The 17,632-nt window shown below is 43.6% G+C and carries 23 protein-coding genes and 1 tRNA gene; 8 read left to right on the plus strand and 16 right to left on the minus strand.

The window, feature by feature from the left end:
- Window positions 1-217 precede the first annotated feature (217 nt).
- Together MiAbW_RS01850 and MiAbW_RS01855 are read left to right on the plus strand one after the other, a co-directional pair.
- Entirely contained in the window at window positions 218-1,792 is a 1,575-nt protein-coding gene (locus MiAbW_RS01850) for a hypothetical protein (protein ID WP_151694685.1), read from the plus strand.
- 208 nt (window positions 1,793-2,000) lie between these two features.
- A complete protein-coding gene (locus MiAbW_RS01855; RefSeq protein ID WP_151694686.1) occupies window positions 2,001-2,567 on the plus strand; it encodes a hypothetical protein in 567 nt (188 codons plus the stop codon).
- 124 nt (window positions 2,568-2,691) lie between these two features.
- On the opposite strand, the gene MiAbW_RS01860 is transcribed toward MiAbW_RS01855, so the two are convergent.
- The 4 genes from MiAbW_RS01860 to MiAbW_RS01875 all read right to left on the minus strand — a co-directional run bounded on the left by MiAbW_RS01860 (window position 2,692) and on the right by MiAbW_RS01875 (window position 4,804).
- Complete coding sequence (locus tag MiAbW_RS01860) at window positions 2,692-3,339, minus strand: YqiA/YcfP family alpha/beta fold hydrolase (protein ID WP_151694687.1); 648 nt, start codon at window positions 3,337-3,339, stop codon at window positions 2,692-2,694.
- An 11-nt stretch (window positions 3,340-3,350) separates the two neighbouring features.
- Complete coding sequence (locus MiAbW_RS01865; RefSeq protein ID WP_002748921.1) at window positions 3,351-3,656, minus strand: DUF2973 domain-containing protein; 306 nt, start codon at window positions 3,654-3,656, stop codon at window positions 3,351-3,353.
- A gap of 98 nt (window positions 3,657-3,754) precedes the next feature.
- Entirely contained in the window at window positions 3,755-4,162 is a 408-nt protein-coding gene (locus MiAbW_RS01870) for a DUF2605 domain-containing protein (RefSeq protein WP_151694688.1), read from the minus strand.
- A gap of 15 nt (window positions 4,163-4,177) precedes the next feature.
- Window positions 4,178-4,804: a TenA family protein gene (locus MiAbW_RS01875; RefSeq protein WP_151694689.1), complete on the minus strand. Its 627-nt coding sequence runs from the start codon at window positions 4,802-4,804 to the stop codon at window positions 4,178-4,180.
- A gap of 116 nt (window positions 4,805-4,920) precedes the next feature.
- On the opposite strand from MiAbW_RS01875, the gene MiAbW_RS01880 reads away from it, so the two are divergent.
- Both MiAbW_RS01880 and MiAbW_RS01885 read left to right on the plus strand, forming a co-directional pair.
- Window positions 4,921-5,127, plus strand: a complete 207-nt coding sequence (locus tag MiAbW_RS01880; RefSeq protein ID WP_151694690.1) for a hypothetical protein — start codon at window positions 4,921-4,923, stop codon at window positions 5,125-5,127.
- A 41-nt stretch (window positions 5,128-5,168) separates the two neighbouring features.
- Window positions 5,169-6,068: an amino acid ABC transporter substrate-binding protein gene (locus tag MiAbW_RS01885; protein WP_151694691.1), complete on the plus strand. Its 900-nt coding sequence runs from the start codon at window positions 5,169-5,171 to the stop codon at window positions 6,066-6,068.
- A gap of 329 nt (window positions 6,069-6,397) precedes the next feature.
- Here the strand turns inward: MiAbW_RS01885 and MiAbW_RS01890 are convergent, their stop codons facing one another.
- From MiAbW_RS01890 to MiAbW_RS01900, 3 genes are all read right to left on the minus strand, one after another.
- On the minus strand, window positions 6,398-6,796 hold the full coding sequence (locus MiAbW_RS01890) for a type II toxin-antitoxin system VapC family toxin (protein ID WP_002750612.1): 399 nt from the start codon (window positions 6,794-6,796) through the stop codon (window positions 6,398-6,400).
- A 9-nt stretch (window positions 6,797-6,805) separates the two neighbouring features.
- Window positions 6,806-7,060 (minus strand): hypothetical protein, encoded by a 255-nt coding sequence (locus MiAbW_RS01895; RefSeq protein ID WP_002750614.1) that lies wholly within the window; start codon window positions 7,058-7,060, stop codon window positions 6,806-6,808.
- Between the two features lie 95 nt (window positions 7,061-7,155).
- Window positions 7,156-7,815 (minus strand): PEP-CTERM sorting domain-containing protein, encoded by a 660-nt coding sequence (locus MiAbW_RS01900; RefSeq protein WP_151694692.1) that lies wholly within the window; start codon window positions 7,813-7,815, stop codon window positions 7,156-7,158.
- A gap of 124 nt (window positions 7,816-7,939) precedes the next feature.
- Between MiAbW_RS01900 and MiAbW_RS01905 the strand changes: the two genes are divergently transcribed.
- Complete coding sequence (locus MiAbW_RS01905; protein WP_151694693.1) at window positions 7,940-8,161, plus strand: hypothetical protein; 222 nt, start codon at window positions 7,940-7,942, stop codon at window positions 8,159-8,161.
- 58 nt (window positions 8,162-8,219) lie between these two features.
- Window positions 8,220-8,432 (plus strand): regulatory protein SipA, encoded by a 213-nt coding sequence (gene sipA / locus MiAbW_RS01910; protein ID WP_151694723.1) that lies wholly within the window; start codon window positions 8,220-8,222, stop codon window positions 8,430-8,432.
- Window positions 8,433-8,563: 131 nt separating this feature from the next.
- Here the strand turns inward: sipA and MiAbW_RS01915 are convergent, their stop codons facing one another.
- From MiAbW_RS01915 to MiAbW_RS01955, 9 genes are all read right to left on the minus strand, one after another.
- Window positions 8,564-10,162 carry a peptide ligase PGM1-related protein gene (locus MiAbW_RS01915; protein ID WP_151694724.1) on the minus strand — a complete coding sequence of 533 codons (1,599 nt, stop codon included), beginning with the start codon at window positions 10,160-10,162 and terminating at the stop codon, window positions 8,564-8,566.
- Window positions 10,163-10,329: 167 nt separating this feature from the next.
- Complete coding sequence (gene psaJ / locus MiAbW_RS01920) at window positions 10,330-10,458, minus strand: photosystem I reaction center subunit IX (protein WP_002738148.1); 129 nt, start codon at window positions 10,456-10,458, stop codon at window positions 10,330-10,332.
- Between the two features lie 45 nt (window positions 10,459-10,503).
- Complete coding sequence (locus MiAbW_RS01925) at window positions 10,504-10,998, minus strand: photosystem I reaction center subunit III (protein WP_004163740.1); 495 nt, start codon at window positions 10,996-10,998, stop codon at window positions 10,504-10,506.
- 132 nt (window positions 10,999-11,130) lie between these two features.
- Complete coding sequence (locus tag MiAbW_RS01930) at window positions 11,131-11,550, minus strand: secondary thiamine-phosphate synthase enzyme YjbQ (RefSeq protein WP_151694694.1); 420 nt, start codon at window positions 11,548-11,550, stop codon at window positions 11,131-11,133.
- 10 nt (window positions 11,551-11,560) lie between these two features.
- Window positions 11,561-12,361 (minus strand): uroporphyrinogen-III C-methyltransferase, encoded by an 801-nt coding sequence (gene cobA / locus MiAbW_RS01935; RefSeq protein ID WP_151694695.1) that lies wholly within the window; start codon window positions 12,359-12,361, stop codon window positions 11,561-11,563.
- Between the two features lie 270 nt (window positions 12,362-12,631).
- Window positions 12,632-12,922 (minus strand): addiction module antidote protein, encoded by a 291-nt coding sequence (locus MiAbW_RS01940; RefSeq protein ID WP_002757266.1) that lies wholly within the window; start codon window positions 12,920-12,922, stop codon window positions 12,632-12,634.
- A gap of 9 nt (window positions 12,923-12,931) precedes the next feature.
- On the minus strand, window positions 12,932-13,222 hold the full coding sequence (locus MiAbW_RS01945; protein ID WP_072927249.1) for a type II toxin-antitoxin system RelE/ParE family toxin: 291 nt from the start codon (window positions 13,220-13,222) through the stop codon (window positions 12,932-12,934).
- A 135-nt stretch (window positions 13,223-13,357) separates the two neighbouring features.
- Window positions 13,358-13,621, minus strand: coding sequence for a DUF2442 domain-containing protein (locus MiAbW_RS01950; protein ID WP_151694696.1), 264 nt, complete (start codon window positions 13,619-13,621; stop codon window positions 13,358-13,360).
- Window positions 13,622-13,974: 353 nt separating this feature from the next.
- Complete coding sequence (locus MiAbW_RS01955; RefSeq protein WP_151694697.1) at window positions 13,975-15,747, minus strand: lipoxygenase family protein; 1,773 nt, start codon at window positions 15,745-15,747, stop codon at window positions 13,975-13,977.
- A gap of 769 nt (window positions 15,748-16,516) precedes the next feature.
- Here MiAbW_RS01955 and speB point away from each other — a divergent pair.
- Both speB and MiAbW_RS01965 read left to right on the plus strand, forming a co-directional pair.
- The gene (gene speB / locus MiAbW_RS01960; RefSeq protein WP_151694698.1) at window positions 16,517-17,416 is read left to right on the plus strand and encodes an agmatinase; all 900 of its coding nucleotides are present in this window, start codon (window positions 16,517-16,519) and stop codon (window positions 17,414-17,416) included.
- A gap of 46 nt (window positions 17,417-17,462) precedes the next feature.
- Window positions 17,463-17,536, plus strand: a tRNA-Val gene (locus MiAbW_RS01965).
- Window positions 17,537-17,632: the final 96 nt, after the last annotated feature.

Genomic DNA, 17,632 nt, shown 5'->3' on the forward strand with positions numbered 1-17,632 from the left:
TTAGTCAGAGTCAGACCGGTGATTTTTCTTTACAAAAGTTTATCAATTGTCGTCTCGGCAGCCGATTTCCCCTTTTTCTGCCTCACCAGACCATATAGAAAATTCAATGGATAGATTCTCAAAAAACAATCAAACAATTCTGTAAAATTGAGGCCATAACCTGATCTTCTCGCGCTTTTGCTGACACCAGAGGATTCAATGACTCTAGCAAAAATCAATGGTTTGTATAGATTTTGGCCTTGGCTCTAGGAGGAACGTGCTATCCCTACTACATAAATTAATCCCAGTCAAAACCCTTCGTATATGTCTTGTGATCGGTTTACTGACCACCCTGTTAACCGCCTGTGGCGATCGCCTGACGGCCACCAATCTCCCCACTTCTGAAACCTCTAATCTTCCCGTCGTCCAAGGCCGCATTTCTGAGGTTGCCCCCCCAGCCCTAATTCAGGAACTGCGTCCCAGTTTAGAGCGTTACGCTCCCCAAGTAACGATTCTCAGTCCTCTGGCCGAACAAGTTTTCGATGACCCTCAGGTGACAGTTAAACTACAAGTGTCGGATCTGCCAATTTTCCAAGACGATACCCTGAAATTAGGACCCCACTTGAGTCTAATTGTCGATAATGAACCAGCAGCAGCTATCTACGACCTCAAACAACCGATTATCCTAGAAAATCTTGCCGCTGGTACTCACACCCTCCGCGTCTTAGCCCTGCGTCCTTGGCAGGAAAGTTTTAAAAATGATGGTGCCTTCGCTGAAACAACCTTTCATATTCTGACAAAAACAGGCAAAAATGCTCCCGATAACAACTTACCCCTATTAACCTACAGTAGTCCGCAAGGAATCTACGGTGCAGAACCGATCCTGCTCGATTTTTATCTGAGTAATGCTCCTCTACGTCTGTCCAATACTGCCAACGGGGATAATAATCTTCAAGATTGGCGCATTCGTGTCACTGTCAACGGTGAAAGTTTTCTACTTGATACTTGGGAACCAATCTATCTCAAGGGTTTTGATAAGGGCAATAACTGGGTACAACTAGAATTCATCGATGGCAAGGGAAATAAAGTCGAAAACGAGTTTAATACCAGCGTGCGCGTGATTAGCTTTGATCCCTCTTACCAAGACGGCCTCAGTCAATTGATCCGCGGCGATTTATCCCCTACAATTGCCCGTAGCATTGTTGATCCCAACTATAAAATCATTCCAGGTCCAGAGGAAGAAACCCCTGTGGTTGAGCCAGAAAGCCCTATAGTTGAGGAAGAAACCCCTGTGGTTGAGCCAGAAAGCCCTATAGTTGAGGAAAACCCCGTTATTGAGCCAGAAAGCCCAATAGTGGAAGAAAAACCAGTAGAGACAGAAACAATCGAAAAGGTCGAGGAAATTCCAGTAGTTGAGGAAATTCCAGTAGTTGAGGAAATCCCTGTAGTTGAGGAAATCCCTGTAGTTGAGCAGGAAAAACCCGTTATTGAGCCAGAAAGCCCAATAGTGGAAGAAAAACCAGTAGAGACAGAAACAATCGAAAAGGTCGAGGAAACCCCTGAAGCGATCGAATCTCCCCTAACCACCATACCAGAGACAAAAGAGATTAACGAACCTGCCCCCGGTATTCAGCCTCCGCTAGAAGTGGAACCTATTCCCGAACCCCAGAACAATAGCGAGCAAAAAATCACCATTTTTGATCGCGTTCAACAAACCTTCAATCGCTTCCAGTCAACCTCTCCCCCAGCGGAAAAAGATATCGAACTACCCACCCTCGATCCTGAATTATTCAGCAATATCGATCGATCTTAAAGCCTAGCTTCATCCGGTTTTTAGGGGAAGTGGGGAATGGGGGAATTTCAACTAACACCCTAAAACCCCAACACCCTAAAACCCGAACCTCCAACCGCTCGATCGAGAAATTATTAAACAAATATTTCGCAATATAGACAAAATTGGGAACTAAGTTATAATTTAGAACGTCTATAGGTAATTTACCAATTTTTTGCTTGAGGTAATTGTGTTTAACAAAATTTCCCTTGTCGCTGGTTTTGCCGGTTTAGTTGCCCTAACTACCGTTGGTGCTGTACCCGCACAAGCAGGACCGCAAAATAACGAAATCCTGATCAGTCAACTGCGCGGCCATAACACCTACAGAGGTGAGCCGCAACTCAACCCCGGTGACTATATACTCGGTCGCGTCCGGGGAACCGTGGGTGGTATTATGTCCATCCAATTGATCAGACCTGTAACAGTGGATGGCAAAGAAATTTTCAGTGGCGACTTTGCCGACGGAACCACCGCTCGTATTGTTGGGGATGCCACCGGTGGCGATGACGTGATTTTGCAAGTGGTAGATGGCAAATTAGTTTATGTGGGTAAAGCTCGTCCCTATTGGGTTTCCCGCTTAAAACTAAAATCGGAAATCACCACCAGCACTAATCGCTCGCAACTTTTAAGAGAAGTTAACCAAAAAGAACCCGCTTGGGGACTTCCCGCTTTACCCCCAGAAACCAGAACCTTTACTGAAGTTGCTCCCCAACCCGCTGCCGAGCCTAGTGTATCTCCTATCCGCGGACTTTGGTAGTAGAAACACATCAGGAGAAAATCTCTTGTCTTGAGACTTAGAAGCTGAAAAATCTTCTCAAAATTCAATACAAATATACTAAATACTCTCCTCTTTTTCCAATGGAAGGGGGGGGCTTTTTTAGTCAAAAATTGAGAAATAATTGTATTTCAGCCCAGATTCTCGTCAAAACGTCGGTAAGGGCATGATCACTATCTAATTCGATTAATTTTACCCAAGGGCGATTTATGCGATAATGGCGACTATTTTCTAGGGGAATCACCTCATCAGCACGACCATGAATAATCAGGGTGGGGAGCTGCCTGATTAACTTTTCTTGGGGATAATTAGCTAAATCCTCAATAAACTTGTAATCAATTGGCAGATAACGACGATAACCGTAGTGATAAACCGATAAACTCCCAGATTTTTGCCAATTGTCCAGGGTTTCCGCTCCCAATTTTCCCAACCAAACCGGCCCGAAATTAAAAGCCGGAGCTAATAAAACGAGCCTTTGCACCTGAGAATAAGTTTCTGCCAGCCAAGCTGCCGTTAAACCGCCAAAACTGGAACCAATCAGAGTAACGGGAAGCTGAGATTGTTCAATCAATTGGCCGACTTGAAGAATCTGACGAGTGAGAGTTAAGCTAGAAAAGTCATCACCGTTAAGATCGGGAATTTCCATCGCTAAACCCCTATCTTGCCAACAATGCCTCAAAAATTGTGCTTTTGTTGATTGGGGGCCAGAAGCAAAACCGTGTAGATAAATATATCTGTTTTCAAGAACCGCCATTCTAGAACCAATTAGATTTCTTCATCCTGCTCTTTGGTGACACTGGGAGAAGAATTATAAATGGCATCTAACTGCTGACGAGCATCTTCCACAGTGAGAGAACGAATCACTAACAGAGGTTCATTAATCGGTTGTCCGGCCTCGTCCAAAAGTTCGGGATGGGAAGTCATGGGATAACCGTAGGGATTATAGGAATTAGCCGATTTAGCAGGACGTTTCTGGGAATCCATGCTGACAGTAATCAGACTACGAATTAAATTATTAATGGTCAAAAAAGCGATAACTGTGAAGGCGAGGATATAGAGCAGATGTAACATTGGCTGAGTCTCCCATGAATTATGTGTGAATATTCCTAATTGCCAAAACTTTATGCTAAAAATTCGCTCAACTCTCTAGCTTACCAAAAAGTTTCAGGTTAAGCATCAGTTTGAGGAGATGGATATTCCCCCCAACCCTGTAATCGACGACGACGACTGCTGACACCCCAACACTCTGCCACCAGCTGATGCCAAGGCAACAACATCTTGGCCTCGATACCCACCTGACCACCTGTGGTTTTAAAGAGTAAATGAGCCGTGGCCACCTCCTGTTGGGCGTTTTTGACTCTTGCTAATAAATCGTTTTGTTCCTCGACGCTGAGAAAGGATAATCTCTCGGATTCGAGGAGGAGACGGGAACGGGAAAACCAATGGGTGAAATCCTCTAGTAGAGGTTCCAAGATAGTTTTCAGTAGTTCGTTTTCGGTGGGTTGCGAAGGAAACATTATTTTTATAATGACGATTTTGCTTACCTTAATCTTAGCGTCATTTATATTTCTTAACATTGTGACGGGAAAATTTTAAGATTTGCCCCGGCTGTAGGCGGCACTAAAGAAGTCCTGTTCACAAATAAGGGCATAACGATAGGATAAAGAGATATTTTCCGTCATCAGGGCGTATTTATCCGCCAATTCCTCTAACTGGCTTGCTAAAGCGGCGAATTCATCCCCACTATAACTATCAATCCAAGCTTGATAGGGATTCTCAGAAATCGGTTCTAAGGCTAATTGTTGACCCAGATAAGCATAAAGACGCATACAGGGACTCATCGCCACGGCAATCGCACCGATGTCACCCATCCAAGCGGTAGCGAGAAGAAAATCCCTATAGCGACGGGTGGCATTAGCGGGCTGAACCTTTCTCAGGTCAACCCCCCACTGTAAAGCGTAATTTTCATGTAATTCTAACTCCTGTAATACCCCTGCCGCTAACCGATGAAAGCTAATAAATCCCTGCCAATCGGGAGCTTTAGCGGCGGCGATACTGTAAGCACGGGCGAAAGATTCCAGAAAAAAAGCATCTTGACCGACATAAAAAGCGAAACAATCCCGTTTAAGCTCTCCTGTGGCGATACCTCGCACAAAAGGGTGTTCTAGACAAGCTTGTACTAGATCTTGATGGCTGTGCCAAAGTTGCTGACTAAGCATGGGAGAATACTAATTAGGTGGACAAGGTTGGTTAACTAGAATTCGGCATTCCTTAACCCAAACTGACGTTAACCATGTTATAATACAGATAACTGACTAAATTTGAATTAAAAACTATGCGACTTAAGCGATGGGAGTCCCCCCGCCGTCAGGGACGTAACGACAAAGGCAAGGGCGGTTCGGCCCGACAGCGACAACTGAAAAAACAATTTAAAATGTTGTCCAAAAAACTAAAAGGGGGAGAGAGTAACATCTCTCCTCTTTTTTTGTCCCCAGCAATCACCGCTAAAAAATCTCCCTCTGGGAAACTCTCAGTCTCCTGAAACAGTCCCAGACTTGAGCCACTTTCAGATTAGGGAAAAAAATGAAGCGTACACTTGCCGTCATGACGATGACAGTAGCTTTAACCGTCACCAGTAACCATTCTAGCCTTGCCGGAGCAATCTTCGATCGCATTCAAAAAACTGGGGTAATTACTGCTGGCGCTCGTAAAGATGCTATTCCCTTTGGTTTTGTCAACTCCCAAGGCAAGTGGGTGGGTTACAGCCTTGATATGTTAGAGTTAATTCGCAAGGAAACCGAACGGAAGTTAGGAAAACCAATTAAATTAAAAATTGTTGAGATTACTCCCCAAAATCGTTTTGAAAAGTTGAAAACAGGGGTGATAGATATCGAATGTGGCTCCACTACTTTTACTTGGAAAAGAGAAAATGAAGTGGATTTTTCCGTTAGTTACTTTGCCAGTGGCACTCAATTGCTCACCCGCAAAGGTAGTAATCTCGATGACATCGGCAGCCTGGCAGGAAGACGCATTGGAGTGATTGCCAATACTACTAATGAAGCAGTAATTAAAACCCAACAACCTGCCGCTATTTTGGTCAAAGTTAAAAGTCGTGGCGAGGGTTTACAAAAACTAGAAACGGGAGAAATTGATGGTTTTGCCAGTGATGGCATTACCCTAGAAGGTTTAAGAAAAAGTGCTAAAAATCCTAATAATTTAGCCATAGTTCCCTCCTATCCCTACGCCTACGAATCCTATGCCTGTACTTTACCCGAAAATGATTCTAAATGGCGCGATACAGTGAATTATACGCTATTAAAATTCATGGAAGGGATCGTTAGTGACCAACAACAAGCGGTGACAATTTATGAACGTTGGTTTGGTGAAGATGGTGTTGTTCCCTATTCCAGAGAGACTATTAATGATTATTTTCAAGGCATTGTCAACACCTACGAATGGATTCCTTTAACTGTATTTCCCTAAAATTAAGACCTTTTTAGGGACCAGTTGAAAAAGGCAAGAGGCAAGAGGCAAGAGGCAAGAGGCAAAAGTATTGATTAATTTGTCTCCCTAAAACTCTTGTTGACCCTAATAAATACTGTTTAAAAGGTATAGGAAAGCGAGAAAATGGGGAGAAGGGAGCGGGTTTTTAAAGTTTGATTTGTTATTAATCAAGTTAATAAAGGGGAAAAATAAACCCCCTCAACTGACTGAATGAAGGGGCGATTACGAGTTTTTTATTAATGTTTTTTAGGAGACTTTTGTGGTTTCCTTTTCTGAGGGTTTGGAGGGTTTTAGTTGGCACTTTAGGGTTATCTCCATACTTTCACCCGCATTATATCAAAATGATAATCATAGCTCCAAACAGGTAGATCTAATTCGATTGAGATGATAGCAGTCAAAGCATCAACAATAGTAATAGTTTGATCAGGAAATTGTTTAGCTTTTGCTATGGCTGCGAAATACTGATCTTCTGTCGGATTTATCAGATTAGCAGATTCTAAGCAATTTTGTGTGAAATGATTGGCTTGTTCAAATCCTAATCTATATAGAAGCAAGCTGTAAGTTTCTATATATACGGGGAAAGAGATAATAACTGTTAAATCTTCCGATTCTATGCGTCTTAGCTCTGCTTGCGCTCTACTATGATATTGATCACTGGTATCTATCGCTCCGTAAAGGGGGGTTGTGTCGGCAATAATCGCTTTCAAGATTTGAGCTTAAGGTAATTTATGGGACAGAGTAATTTCGGCTAAAACAGCGTCATGATTGATGGATGTGTCAGTATAGCCACTTCCTTTGGGTGCGGGAGATAAGTGAAAAGATTTTTTCGGTTTGGATAAATAGCCTTTCGCTATTAAAAATGATTCTATAGCCGTTTGTACTGTATCAGAAGAAGATACCTTATGCTCTTGATTGTAGGCGGCTAGAGCATTAATTATGGTGGTGGGTAGCTCAATCGTCACCTGTTGCATAACCAAAATCCTCTTGATTTAATCATGTCCCTATTATACAATAAACCCCCTCAACTGACTGAATGAAGGGGCATTTATCGTATTTTGTCAGCAATTTAGCCTACTTTTGTGGTTTCTTTTTCTGATGTTTTGGATGATTTTAGTTTGCGTTTCAGGGTTGAAGCGGCACCTAATGCACCAAAGGAGCCAATAGCTAAAAGTCCAGCGGTTGAGGAGGGTTCAGGAACTAGCTTTAGGTTTCTAATAGTAACACACGGGGTCAAACACCCCATATAACTTTGACTAGCAGCATCATAGAATGCCTGATAAGGATCAACAGTAGGAGGAGTGGTGTTGTTTTCATTAATCGTGTAAGCAAGTCCCCCTTGAGAGAAAAAGGCAGATGCTGTATTAGTTCCAGGGTTTTCAACACCATTTGGATTAAATAGATTATCGTTTAGGGCAGCGAATGGACCAATCTGAGTTGTGCCTGGAGCTAATAGACCAATTATTGGACCACTCTCTGGATCGGCAAATGGACTTGTACCTTGAGTTCCAGTTATGGATGTAACTCTATATCCAGTAAAGCCTGATTCAGTGGTCAAAAAATCCTCCGTGATCAATGTGGCATTAACTGGTGTGGGATTGAGAGCAGAGGGAAAATCTATATCGAAACGAAAATTAAATGTCAAAGCCGAAGCAGGATTTACTCCAAAGCCAATCATTGTAGTCGTTGCAGCCGCTCCAAGAGCCAAGGCTAAAGTCCAATTTTTCATTTTTTACTCCTGAGTAGTGTTTTTTGTGTGTAAGTTTGTAGTCTTAGCTTTGAGGCTATTAGCCTACTTTTGTCGTTTCTTTGCTAGGTCAGGCAACACCTTAACCCAACTCCAAAGGGAGACAATGGGATTATACACATTCCCCCCCCCACAACTGTATCAAAAAGTACAATTTAATAAATCTTTACATTCTTCTCCCCAACTAGCGATTCAGATTTTGGTTTTTTTGGTTGTACTGATAGCGATCGCCACCCTCGCCGCTAGGTCAAGCAACACCCCAACCCAAGGACAAAGGCGGACGATGACAGTTTACACAACACCTATTCTTTGGAAAATCTATCTTTAGAATGATTTGAAATATGCTAAGTTGAGATACGATGTCACGATCGCATTTAGCCAGTACCATGAGTGAAATTAGCGTCGGGGGAAAAGTCCGTCTGATTGCCATTCCCCCTTACCTGAAAACCGCCGATCCTATGCCTATGTTACGGCCGCCGGATCTGCTCGATATCGACAATATCGGCACGGTGATCGATCGCCGGCCGGGGGGTTATTGGGGTGTAAAATTCGATCGAGGCTCATTTCTACTCGATAGCAAATATTTAGAAGCCATTTAAACCAGTTAAGTGCATCCCAGTCAAGACAACTTTTAACCAAGGTAAAACTATCGGTCATTGGCTGCCAGGAACTGCCTGCTTGGATGATTAAATCTCTGAAACAAAAAATTATACCCAGTAAATCAGTCTAGTTAGATCCAAGTGATCGGTAATCCAGAATAATAACCTAAATTTATGGAACTATGCTCTGTTTCCCAATCTAAAACCTGTTCCACACGCTGATAAATTGCCGCCGCTTCCTCACTAGAATTGCCGATACAAGTTAACCCTAATTTACCAAATTCTGACAGCGCACCCATGAGATGAAAAACTGTTCCTGTTTTACTGCTACTATCAAAATGCAAGCGATGTTTAGCAATAATATCCATTAAATCATCGGGAAGTAAACCTTTGTATTGGGGTTTGTGGAGATTATCGGAGGCAATATAGTATTTTTCCTGGTGAGGTTGACTAAAAAATAATCCAGTTTCTCGATCGTATTCACCATTAGTTAAAAGCTTCAAAGTCATGAAAGGATGCGTAGTTCCTCCCTTTCGCAGATTAATTTCGATCGCCTGTAAATCCCAGAGTAAAGTTTCCGGATTTTTCACAGCGACGAAATCAACTCCATAGCGTTCAATTGCCCCCTTGGCTGCCAGAATTTCCCCTATTTTTAGTCCTAATTCCTGTAATTGTAGGCGATAATTTTCATCAGCAGGAAAATGACAACCCAGATAAATTTGACCATCGGGACCTCCTAAAATTTGATCGTGAGTGGAAAGAATATTTACTTCTCCCGTGGGTGTAATATAACCCTGCACACTCGGCGATCGCTTTTCTTCTCCTTCGATAAAAGCTTCGACAATTGCCCCTAATTCAGCAATTCTGACGGAAAAACTCTCCCAATTTTCATCGCTTGCTTGAAAACTCATCTTGTCTAATTGCTTAGCCAAGAGATTCATTCTCTCGCTTAAATCTAGGCTATTATTATCAACAATTTCCCCTAAAGGACGTAAATCTAAAACCGCATTTCCTTCTCCCGATAACCCCTCATTTAACTTCACTACCATGCGTTTTAATTGCGGTTGACGAGACCACAAACTAGCGGCCTCATACAACAAATCCTTAACCGTATTTACCTGTAAACTACCGTCAGGATGGGGAATATTACCTTGACTAAAAATCTCGCGACTGCCACTTTTAGAACCCCAATACAATAAATCTGGACTACAGGCAAATAAAGGAATATCTAATTGTAAAGACAATTCTCGCTCTAAATTAGTAGAATTAAAACAAACCATATAGGCACGATCTCGACGTAACGCTTGCCGGATTCTTTCTACTAAGCGCGGTCTTTCCAGAATTTTTTGGGTTAAAGGTTGAAAAGAGTTATCGTGAGTTGTCAGTAATAAAAGACGGTTATTAGCATGGGAAAAAGGAATCCCCGGTAACAATTGCAGGTAATAATCAATCACCATCCGCGCCAATGGCTGCGCTGTTACATAGATTAAACGAGTTTTCGGGTGTCGCAACCGAATCAGAGAAAATAATAATCTTTCTTCGTAATGTAAAAAACCCGCCACTTTTTGACCGACTCTCTGATCGATACTAAAAGAAGGGACAACTAGGATATCATAATCGCACTCATCCGATTCGGGAACATTTTCTCCCTGCCAAATCTCTTTTAATTTTTCTTGTAATTCTTGATACCGCAGCCGCTTTCCCAGCATCAAATCTCTATCTAACAGCATGGTTTGTCCCACCTCTGTGGTTGCAGACATCTGTATCTTATCGATTTTTAGAGCCTGTCGTCTCCAGTGTCTTTCTTTTCTTAATATTTCGCCAATACCTGTGATCATTGCCCTTAAAAAGGGGATACAGTGGACTCTGTATCCCCTTTAATCACCTGAGATTGCCTTTAACCTAGCGGGTGGAATAAGAGATCGGGATAAAAGCGATTAAATTCGATTAAAATCCCGGCAGTGAAAGTCAGCAGCGCCATAATTAACACGGGTGCGGACGAGAGAAATTTAGTAAGTCCTTCCATCTGAGTTCTCCTAGGGAATAAAAAGTCAAGGGTTTGACACAAAAATTAACGAGGGGAAACGGTAATTTCCGAATCCTTAACGGTTAATTTACCAGAAGTGGCTTCTTGTAAAGCCGCCAACGGCCAGAGGAACCCCGTTAACATTTTGCTCAAAGCGAGGGGAACATCGATGATGATTTCCTTCATTTCGGCATCTTTGCTGTCGCGCACGGCGATTAAATAGGCCCGACCAACCCAACCGATCCAACCAGCAATGTACAGGAATAGGATGCTAGGGATAAAGAAATCGCCCATGTGATCCCAACGACCATCAACAATTAGGTGCGGATAGCCTTCCGGTCCACAGAGAGCTTGGGAGTAGGTTTGAGCGCGCTTGGCTCCCGATTCGGGGTCAGGAGTGGTGTTGCGGAAACTCTTCGCTTTTTGTAGGAAAGCGGGATTTTCGCTACAAGGGGTCAGATTGGACAAATCAGCCGACGCTGGAGCGGCAAAGGTGAACCAGAGAGATAGCACCAGGGCCAGAGCGAACAATTTTCGCATAAATTGTTTCCTTTTGTTACGAAATATGAAGTTCTTTGTTCAAAAAGCGAACAATTTGATCGTACACGGAAAAAATCTTACTCCTATGAGGGGTACGAGTAAAGTTTCTATTACAAAACTATACGCAAAGCTTCAGACCCCGGTGATATGAACCACCACTTGCCTTTGGTGACGACTCTGACGATGTTCCCAGAGATAGATACCTTGCCAGATCCCTAAAACTAATTTACCCCTAGCGATCGGGATTTGTTCCGATGTCTGGGTTAGGACCGAGCGAATGTGCGCGGGCATATCGTCTGGCCCTTCGGTAGAGTGATAGTAGAGACTGCTATCTTCCGGGACTAACTTGGCGAAGAAATTGGCCAAATCGGTGAGAACATCGGGATCGGCATTTTCTTGGATCAGCAAAGAAGCGGAGGTGTGACAGACAAATATACTGCATAATCCCGTCGTTATGCCCGATTCAGCCACGATCGCCTCTATGGGGGCAGTGAGACGATGGAAATTCTTGGGACTGGTGGTAATCGTCAGGGATTTTTGATATTGACGCATGGCAACCGAATCAGGGAGAAATGGGGGTAGGGGGGATTGTCCTGGAGAGCAAAGGTTGTCCCGCTTGCAAGAGATCGTGAAGGTTCACCACTGCCCCGATAACAGCGATCGCAGGGGATTCAAAGCCAGTGGCTTCGATCTGATCCCTAATTGTGCTGAAAGTACCGATTAACTGCTGTTGTTGCGGTGTTGTTCCCCAGCGAATCAGGGCGATCGGTGTTTCTGGACTTCTGCCGGCCTTGGTTAACTCGCCGATAATATAGGGTAAATTATGCACACCCATATAAACGACAATTGTTTCCGCACCATGGGCGATCGCTGACCAGTTAACCTGGGGACGATATTTACCCGCCATCTCGTGGCCGGTGACGAAGGTAACGGAAGAACTATAATCGCGATGGGTGAGGGGAATACCGGCGTAGGCAGGCACGGCAATTCCTGAAGTGATCCCCGGCACGATCTCGACGCTAATTCCGGCCGCGATCAGATCGAGCATTTCTTCACCCCCGCGACCGAAAACAAAGGGATCACCCCCTTTAAGACGAACAACCACGGCATTAGTCTGGGCCTTTTGGATCAGTAAAGCTGTGATTTCCTCCTGTACTAGAGAATGACGACCGCGACGCTTACCCCCATGGATTTGTTCGGCCCTGGGGTTAATCATGGCTAGAATCGAGGGACTGACTAGGGCATCATAGAGGACAACATCGGCATTTTCTAAGAGAACTTTCGCTTTTAAGGTCAACAAACCGGGATCTCCGGGACCTGCACCGACGAGATAGACCTTACCACAACTTTCTGATTGATTCATAGATACTGGGGAGAAAATTCTTGCTTCGATCGAATGCGCTTGATCCCTACTTTATTGTGACTGGGACAAAATTTGGTATTTTTAGCTACAGTTACTCGGCGATCATGCGCTTTCTTCATGAAGAATTATAATTTTAACATTACTTAACCTTTCATCTAGCGATCGCTCTGATCCTAAATCCCGTTCAACAGGTATGGGGGAGAGCGGGTTTTTTAAGTGGGATTGGGAGTTAATCATGCTATTAAAAACCGATTCAGTATAACGGTGAAGTTAGGCAATTGGTACGACTTGGAGGCGTAACCCAAGTGATTGTAAGACCTTAAGAACTGTGGCAAACTCTGGATTGCCTTCGATTGACAAAGCTTTATAGAGACTTTCACGCCCCAACCCTGTTTCACGGGCAATATGTGTCATCCCTTTAGATCGAGCAATATCACCTAATGCTGCTACCACTAAGCTTGGATCGCCATCTTCAAGAGCTGCTTCAAGATATGCAGCTATATCTTCTTTTGTTTCGAGATGTTCTGCCGCATCCCAAGGATAGGTTTGGATAGTAGCCATGAAAATCTCCTATAAGTCTTGTGCTAAATTTAATGCTGTTTTGATGTCCCGTTCTTGAGTTTGCTTATCTCCTCCTGCCAAGAGGATGATCAAGGTCTCGCCTCGCTGAATGAAATACACCCGATAGCCTTGGCCATAATCGATCCGCAGTTCCGATACACCTTTTCCTACTGGTTTAACATCGCCTGGATTGCCCATAGACAGGCGACGAACACGAATGTCTATACGTGCTTTTGCTTGGCGATCCCGCAAATTGCTAAACCACTGAGAGTAGGTTTCGGTCTGGCGAATTTCAATCATGCCTTAAGTGTATCCTATGGGATACAGAAGGACAAGCAATAAAAATAAGGTGCGTTACATTTTATGAACGCACCCTACCAGATCGGCGTGCTGCTACGCAGTGCCTTCGGCATCGCACTTAATTAAGGATAAAAACTAGGCTTTAACTTTTAAAGGAAATCTCTCAGGATTTTTAATAATTTCTTTGCTTAAATCTACATCTAAATCTGGCCAATAAAAATGATTAGGAAAAGGCTCTTGTATATTTAAAATTTTTCTAATAGGGACATCTTGAAACCAAGGAAAATCTTGATAAGAAAGAAACATTTCTTCATTGTTTGCCAGAATCCATATTCCATGGGAAGAAATATGAGTTACTTCAGCTTGAGAAGTGTTTTGTCCAAGCATTTTAAAGTTCATTTTGTCGTTCCTCAATAATAGTTTCTATCGCTTGAAGATGATTGATGCTTACCCTTTGTTTATTAAAGCAAATATTCAGTTAAAAATACAAGAGGGAGAAGCAAGAGCCTAAAAATCCCCCTCAACTGGTCTAAAATTAAGGAGGAATCAGTTATATAAAAAAGCAATTTAACCGACGTTAGCGGCTTCTTTTTGTCCCGATTGAGTGGATCATGTTTTCCAGTGGATTAAGCTTTCCTAATCCAGCCAATCGGCGAAGCTTAACTAATAAAAATCCCCCGGTCTTAGGGGGGATTTTTTTCAGGGTAAAATAGCAGAACTTGAAAGCCAAGCTTAGAGATATTATCTTAGACTTAAATGCTGATGCTATTGAGTATTAGAGAAGGTTTTAGATAGGTATAGGGTACGATCCGTTTTTGATTATTAGCATCAATCTCTTGTTCGTTCATATTGAGATTTTGCTGAAATTGTCGAAGGAAGCCCGTAATTGTTGCCTGATCACCCTCGGCAAAAACCTCCTCAAACTTCCGGCCATAGAGTTCTCGAAAAGCTTTATCGTAATAGCCCAATCGATCGTATCGATAGTCGGATAAAGTGAACAGACTTTGTAACTGATCGGCAGCCTTTTTATAAGGAGGCAATAGCTGAAGAATGTCTTTTTCGGTAATTGATCCTCTGGCATCTCCAATTATTGATCCTGTAGTATCCTTAATCGCTTCTGGAAGATCACAGTAAGCGGCCAAGGGCATATTAGCGGCAAAAGTCATGTAATCATACTGACCATAGTTAACAGCCGAATGCAGTGGCCCGCAGATAAAAATAATTGTGGTAACGACTTCAATTAAGTCCTCTACATCCGTAAAATTGGCCAGCATTCCCTTCACATTGCCCCCTTGATCTGCCGCAGAATTAGATAATTCTCCGGCCCATGCTTGCAATTCTTGATCGTTAGTGATGTCTTGGGGGTTTGGGTAAAAATAACGGAGATAATCAGAAACAAACTGATTAATAGACTGCCAAACCAGCATCCCATCATCCCGGTAAGGGTAGTGGGGTAGTCGTTCCGTATCATCCATACCCCGGTTACTTATTTCTTTAGGAAAGGCAAAGTCTCGAAGATTCCAGTTTGCGTAGGCATCCTTAACCAGTGCCATCGATTCGCCCAAGGTGCCGGCCAATAATTCATCCACCGGTCCACCAGGGTTGATCAGTCTCTCTTGTCCCAGATGGTTGTTCGTTAACATAAATCTTAGGTGCGGCTTGAGCAGAAGGCTGAGGGGATGATTTTCTGCCAGTTGCCGGGCCGTGCCGATCGCGATCGGTTCCATGACAAAATGAGTTCGACAGAGATGGGAATTCATCTCGTGGTGATTGCTATCGGCCACCTGAACACAAATTTTAGCAAATAGCCAAGCAAGGGGGTTTTTCTCAAAAGGAGTATAAAGCTTTTTCGCATTTTCCCCAAATTGGATAGCGATCGGAACTAATTTGCCCCGATCTCTGATGCCACTTTTCCGCCACCAAAAGAAGGCCCTGGGTTTCGGTAAATATTTTCGCCCTTTGGCATGGGTTCCCCCTTGAACAAAAGAGGGACCCAGATAATTAGCATCCGTACCTGTATAATCGGCAATATAAATGTTTCCCTTCTCTAATTCTTGATTTACCTGAAACAATGGCTCGAAGTCTGTCTTAGAACTAGGGATTTGATTGAGAACTTGGGCGCGAGCATCCCCCGGCTTCAGTAAACGTAATACTAGGGGATTAGCTCCCGATAGACGTTGTTCGGCAAAGGCATCATTGGTTTGATAGACTTTGGCGATTTTGGGTAAGGGGATAATGGCAAAGAAGTCCTCATAATCTTGTAGCTCATCGAGGGGATCTAAAAAAGATTTGACTTTGACAGCCAGCATATTGGCCGGTAGTTCCGCAGTTGCCGCCAACCGTTCAGTAATGTACTGAAGGGAAAAGTTTTCCGCTGCAGGCACGGATTCCATGAGGACTAAGGGTGGGAGATACTGATAGTCGTATCTATAGGCTTGGCGTTGAAGATTGAGGGAATCAGCCCGCCGATTCGCATCTGGTTCATTTTGGGGCAGACAAGGAGTGGGAGGAGGGGTATTAACCATTCTGATCAAGTTTGAAAAAATTTAGGTAATCGTACCTTGTTTTTTCTTCCTTACATTGATTTCTGAACATTTTTTAATAATTGATTCTCGCTATCACCCATTTTGATTCTCAACATCCGGCTTTCTTTTTCATCGGAAATTTTGGGTCTGAAACCCCGCCGTTCTAGGTTGGCTTTACGTTAGAATTAAAAGGCCAGTCTCGAAAACCAAGTGGACGGCGCAGCACCTTGAAAACTCGGCTTAGGGGGTTCCGACCAGAAAAGCTTGGCCGGGTAAAAAGTCGCGCGCAAGAAGTACAAGAAGCTATAGGCGGTCAACGTACCGTGGGACACACGGAATCGGGCTTCTGAAATGGGGCGAAAGTCTGTGGACTCTGTGTAAGACAGTACATGGTTTTTTAACTGTGGTATGCGACGGTGGTGGAAGCAGAAACTTAAATCGTGAGGTTTAGGAATCGCCGCACTTTTAGGGCGGCGAGGATGTCAACTGGCAACAAATATCAGAACGGGAATATCAATATCAGAAACTCCTCGGGTTTCTAAATCCCAGACAAATTGTTCAAAATTAGGATACTCTGACAAACATTCTTGAATAAACATGGGTACAGCAAAAAAAGTTAAGGGATGTATCTATTGATAGATAAGGGGTTTTGGCTATTGCAGTAGATATGTTTGGAGTCAGTTCAGGTTGATAAGAAAGGCTGTAATAGACAAAAATAGTCAAAACATTTATAATGGAAGGTCGGACTAAAATTTTCTGTGACTTGCCCATGTTATTGTCTTGCGCCACCGGTAGCGAACAATTTTTAGGGAGTGAAGCGATCGCCACTTACGCCACAGCTAAGGCCGTGATCCTGCCGATTCCCTACGAGGCCACCACCACCTATCGCAAGGGTTGTGAAACTGGACCTGCGGCGGTGATTACCGCTTCCCAACAATTGGAAGCCTATGATGAGGAACTCAAGAGGGAAACCTGTTTAGAAGTGGGCATCTATACCCATGATGCGATCGCCGATACCCGTCAGCAACCGCAATTGTCCGCCGAGGAGATGTTAGCCGTCACCACAGCCACAGTTTCCCGTCTAATTGCCGATGATAAATTTGTCGTCGCCGTCGGGGGTGAACACGCTATCACCACGGGAGTAGTACAAGCTTATCGACAAGCTTTATCGGAACCTTTTACGGTGGTTCAAATTGATGCCCATGGCGATATGCGTTTTGAGTACGAAGGCTCCCACCATAACCACGCCTGTGTGATGCGTCGGGTGTTAGAAATGGGTTTACCGACCTTACCCGTGGGAATTCGGGCTATTTGTCGAGAAGAAGCCGAATTAATCGCTAAACAGCAGATTCCCGTGGTTTGGGATCGAGATATCGCCAGGTATGCCGATTGGATTGAAAAAGCGATCGCCAAAATTACCACTGAGAAGGTATTTTTAACTATAGACGTGGATGGCATAGATCCCGCTTTAATTCCGGGAGTGGGAACACCTGAACCGGGGGGGTTAAGTTGGCATCAAACCCTAGGCTTTCTCCGTCGTCTTTTCCAAACCCATCAGGTGATTGGCTGCGATGTGATGGAATTAGCCCCGATTAGTGATTCGGTGGTCTCGGAATTTACCACTGCCAAGTTAATTTATAAGTTAATTGGCTATCAATTTATTGCCTAGGGGCTTGCCTAATTAGGAGCAATCGTGTTATAATAGCAATTCGTACGGACGTATAGCTCAGTTGGTTAGAGTACATCGTTGACATCGATGGGGTCACTGGTTCGAATCCAGTTACGTCCATAAACCATTTAACCCAGTCATCGGCAGGAGCTAAATTTACCCCAAATAAAGCGAGTCACGGATGCAACCATTTATCTATAGCGTTTCCTAAGCTAG

This window comes from Microcystis aeruginosa NIES-4325, from assembly GCF_008974145.1.
Classification (GTDB): domain Bacteria; phylum Cyanobacteriota; class Cyanobacteriia; order Cyanobacteriales; family Microcystaceae; genus Microcystis; species Microcystis aeruginosa_G.

What these genes read in the sequence shown, in the direction of transcription:
- MiAbW_RS01955 (WP_151694697.1), bottom strand. Translation starts at nt 15,747, where the DNA reads ATGGTTAATACCCCTCCTCCCACTCCTTGTCTGCCCCAAAATGAACCA.
- MiAbW_RS01880 (WP_151694690.1), top strand. Translation starts at nt 4,921, where the DNA reads ATGCGACTTAAGCGATGGGAGTCCCCCCGCCGTCAGGGACGTAACGAC.
- MiAbW_RS01940 (WP_002757266.1), bottom strand. Translation starts at nt 12,922, where the DNA reads ATGGCTACTATCCAAACCTATCCTTGGGATGCGGCAGAACATCTCGAA.
- MiAbW_RS01930 (WP_151694694.1), bottom strand. Translation starts at nt 11,550, where the DNA reads ATGCGTCAATATCAAAAATCCCTGACGATTACCACCAGTCCCAAGAAT.
- sipA (WP_151694723.1), top strand. Translation starts at nt 8,220, where the DNA reads ATGAGTGAAATTAGCGTCGGGGGAAAAGTCCGTCTGATTGCCATTCCC.
- MiAbW_RS01900 (WP_151694692.1), bottom strand. Translation starts at nt 7,815, where the DNA reads ATGAAAAATTGGACTTTAGCCTTGGCTCTTGGAGCGGCTGCAACGACT.
- MiAbW_RS01895 (WP_002750614.1), bottom strand. Translation starts at nt 7,060, where the DNA reads ATGCAACAGGTGACGATTGAGCTACCCACCACCATAATTAATGCTCTA.
- MiAbW_RS01915 (WP_151694724.1), bottom strand. Translation starts at nt 10,162, where the DNA reads ATGCTGTTAGATAGAGATTTGATGCTGGGAAAGCGGCTGCGGTATCAA.
- MiAbW_RS01905 (WP_151694693.1), top strand. Translation starts at nt 7,940, where the DNA reads ATGGGATTATACACATTCCCCCCCCCACAACTGTATCAAAAAGTACAA.
- MiAbW_RS01870 (WP_151694688.1), bottom strand. Translation starts at nt 4,162, where the DNA reads ATGTTAAGAAATATAAATGACGCTAAGATTAAGGTAAGCAAAATCGTC.
- MiAbW_RS01875 (WP_151694689.1), bottom strand. Translation starts at nt 4,804, where the DNA reads ATGCTTAGTCAGCAACTTTGGCACAGCCATCAAGATCTAGTACAAGCT.
- psaJ (WP_002738148.1), bottom strand. Translation starts at nt 10,458, where the DNA reads ATGGAAGGACTTACTAAATTTCTCTCGTCCGCACCCGTGTTAATTATG.
- MiAbW_RS01885 (WP_151694691.1), top strand. Translation starts at nt 5,169, where the DNA reads ATGAAGCGTACACTTGCCGTCATGACGATGACAGTAGCTTTAACCGTC.
- MiAbW_RS01865 (WP_002748921.1), bottom strand. Translation starts at nt 3,656, where the DNA reads ATGTTACATCTGCTCTATATCCTCGCCTTCACAGTTATCGCTTTTTTG.
- speB (WP_151694698.1), top strand. Translation starts at nt 16,517, where the DNA reads ATGTTATTGTCTTGCGCCACCGGTAGCGAACAATTTTTAGGGAGTGAA.
- MiAbW_RS01950 (WP_151694696.1), bottom strand. Translation starts at nt 13,621, where the DNA reads ATGAACTTTAAAATGCTTGGACAAAACACTTCTCAAGCTGAAGTAACT.
- MiAbW_RS01925 (WP_004163740.1), bottom strand. Translation starts at nt 10,998, where the DNA reads ATGCGAAAATTGTTCGCTCTGGCCCTGGTGCTATCTCTCTGGTTCACC.
- MiAbW_RS01860 (WP_151694687.1), bottom strand. Translation starts at nt 3,339, where the DNA reads ATGGCGGTTCTTGAAAACAGATATATTTATCTACACGGTTTTGCTTCT.
- cobA (WP_151694695.1), bottom strand. Translation starts at nt 12,361, where the DNA reads ATGAATCAATCAGAAAGTTGTGGTAAGGTCTATCTCGTCGGTGCAGGT.
- MiAbW_RS01850 (WP_151694685.1), top strand. Translation starts at nt 218, where the DNA reads ATGGTTTGTATAGATTTTGGCCTTGGCTCTAGGAGGAACGTGCTATCC.
- MiAbW_RS01945 (WP_072927249.1), bottom strand. Translation starts at nt 13,222, where the DNA reads ATGATTGAAATTCGCCAGACCGAAACCTACTCTCAGTGGTTTAGCAAT.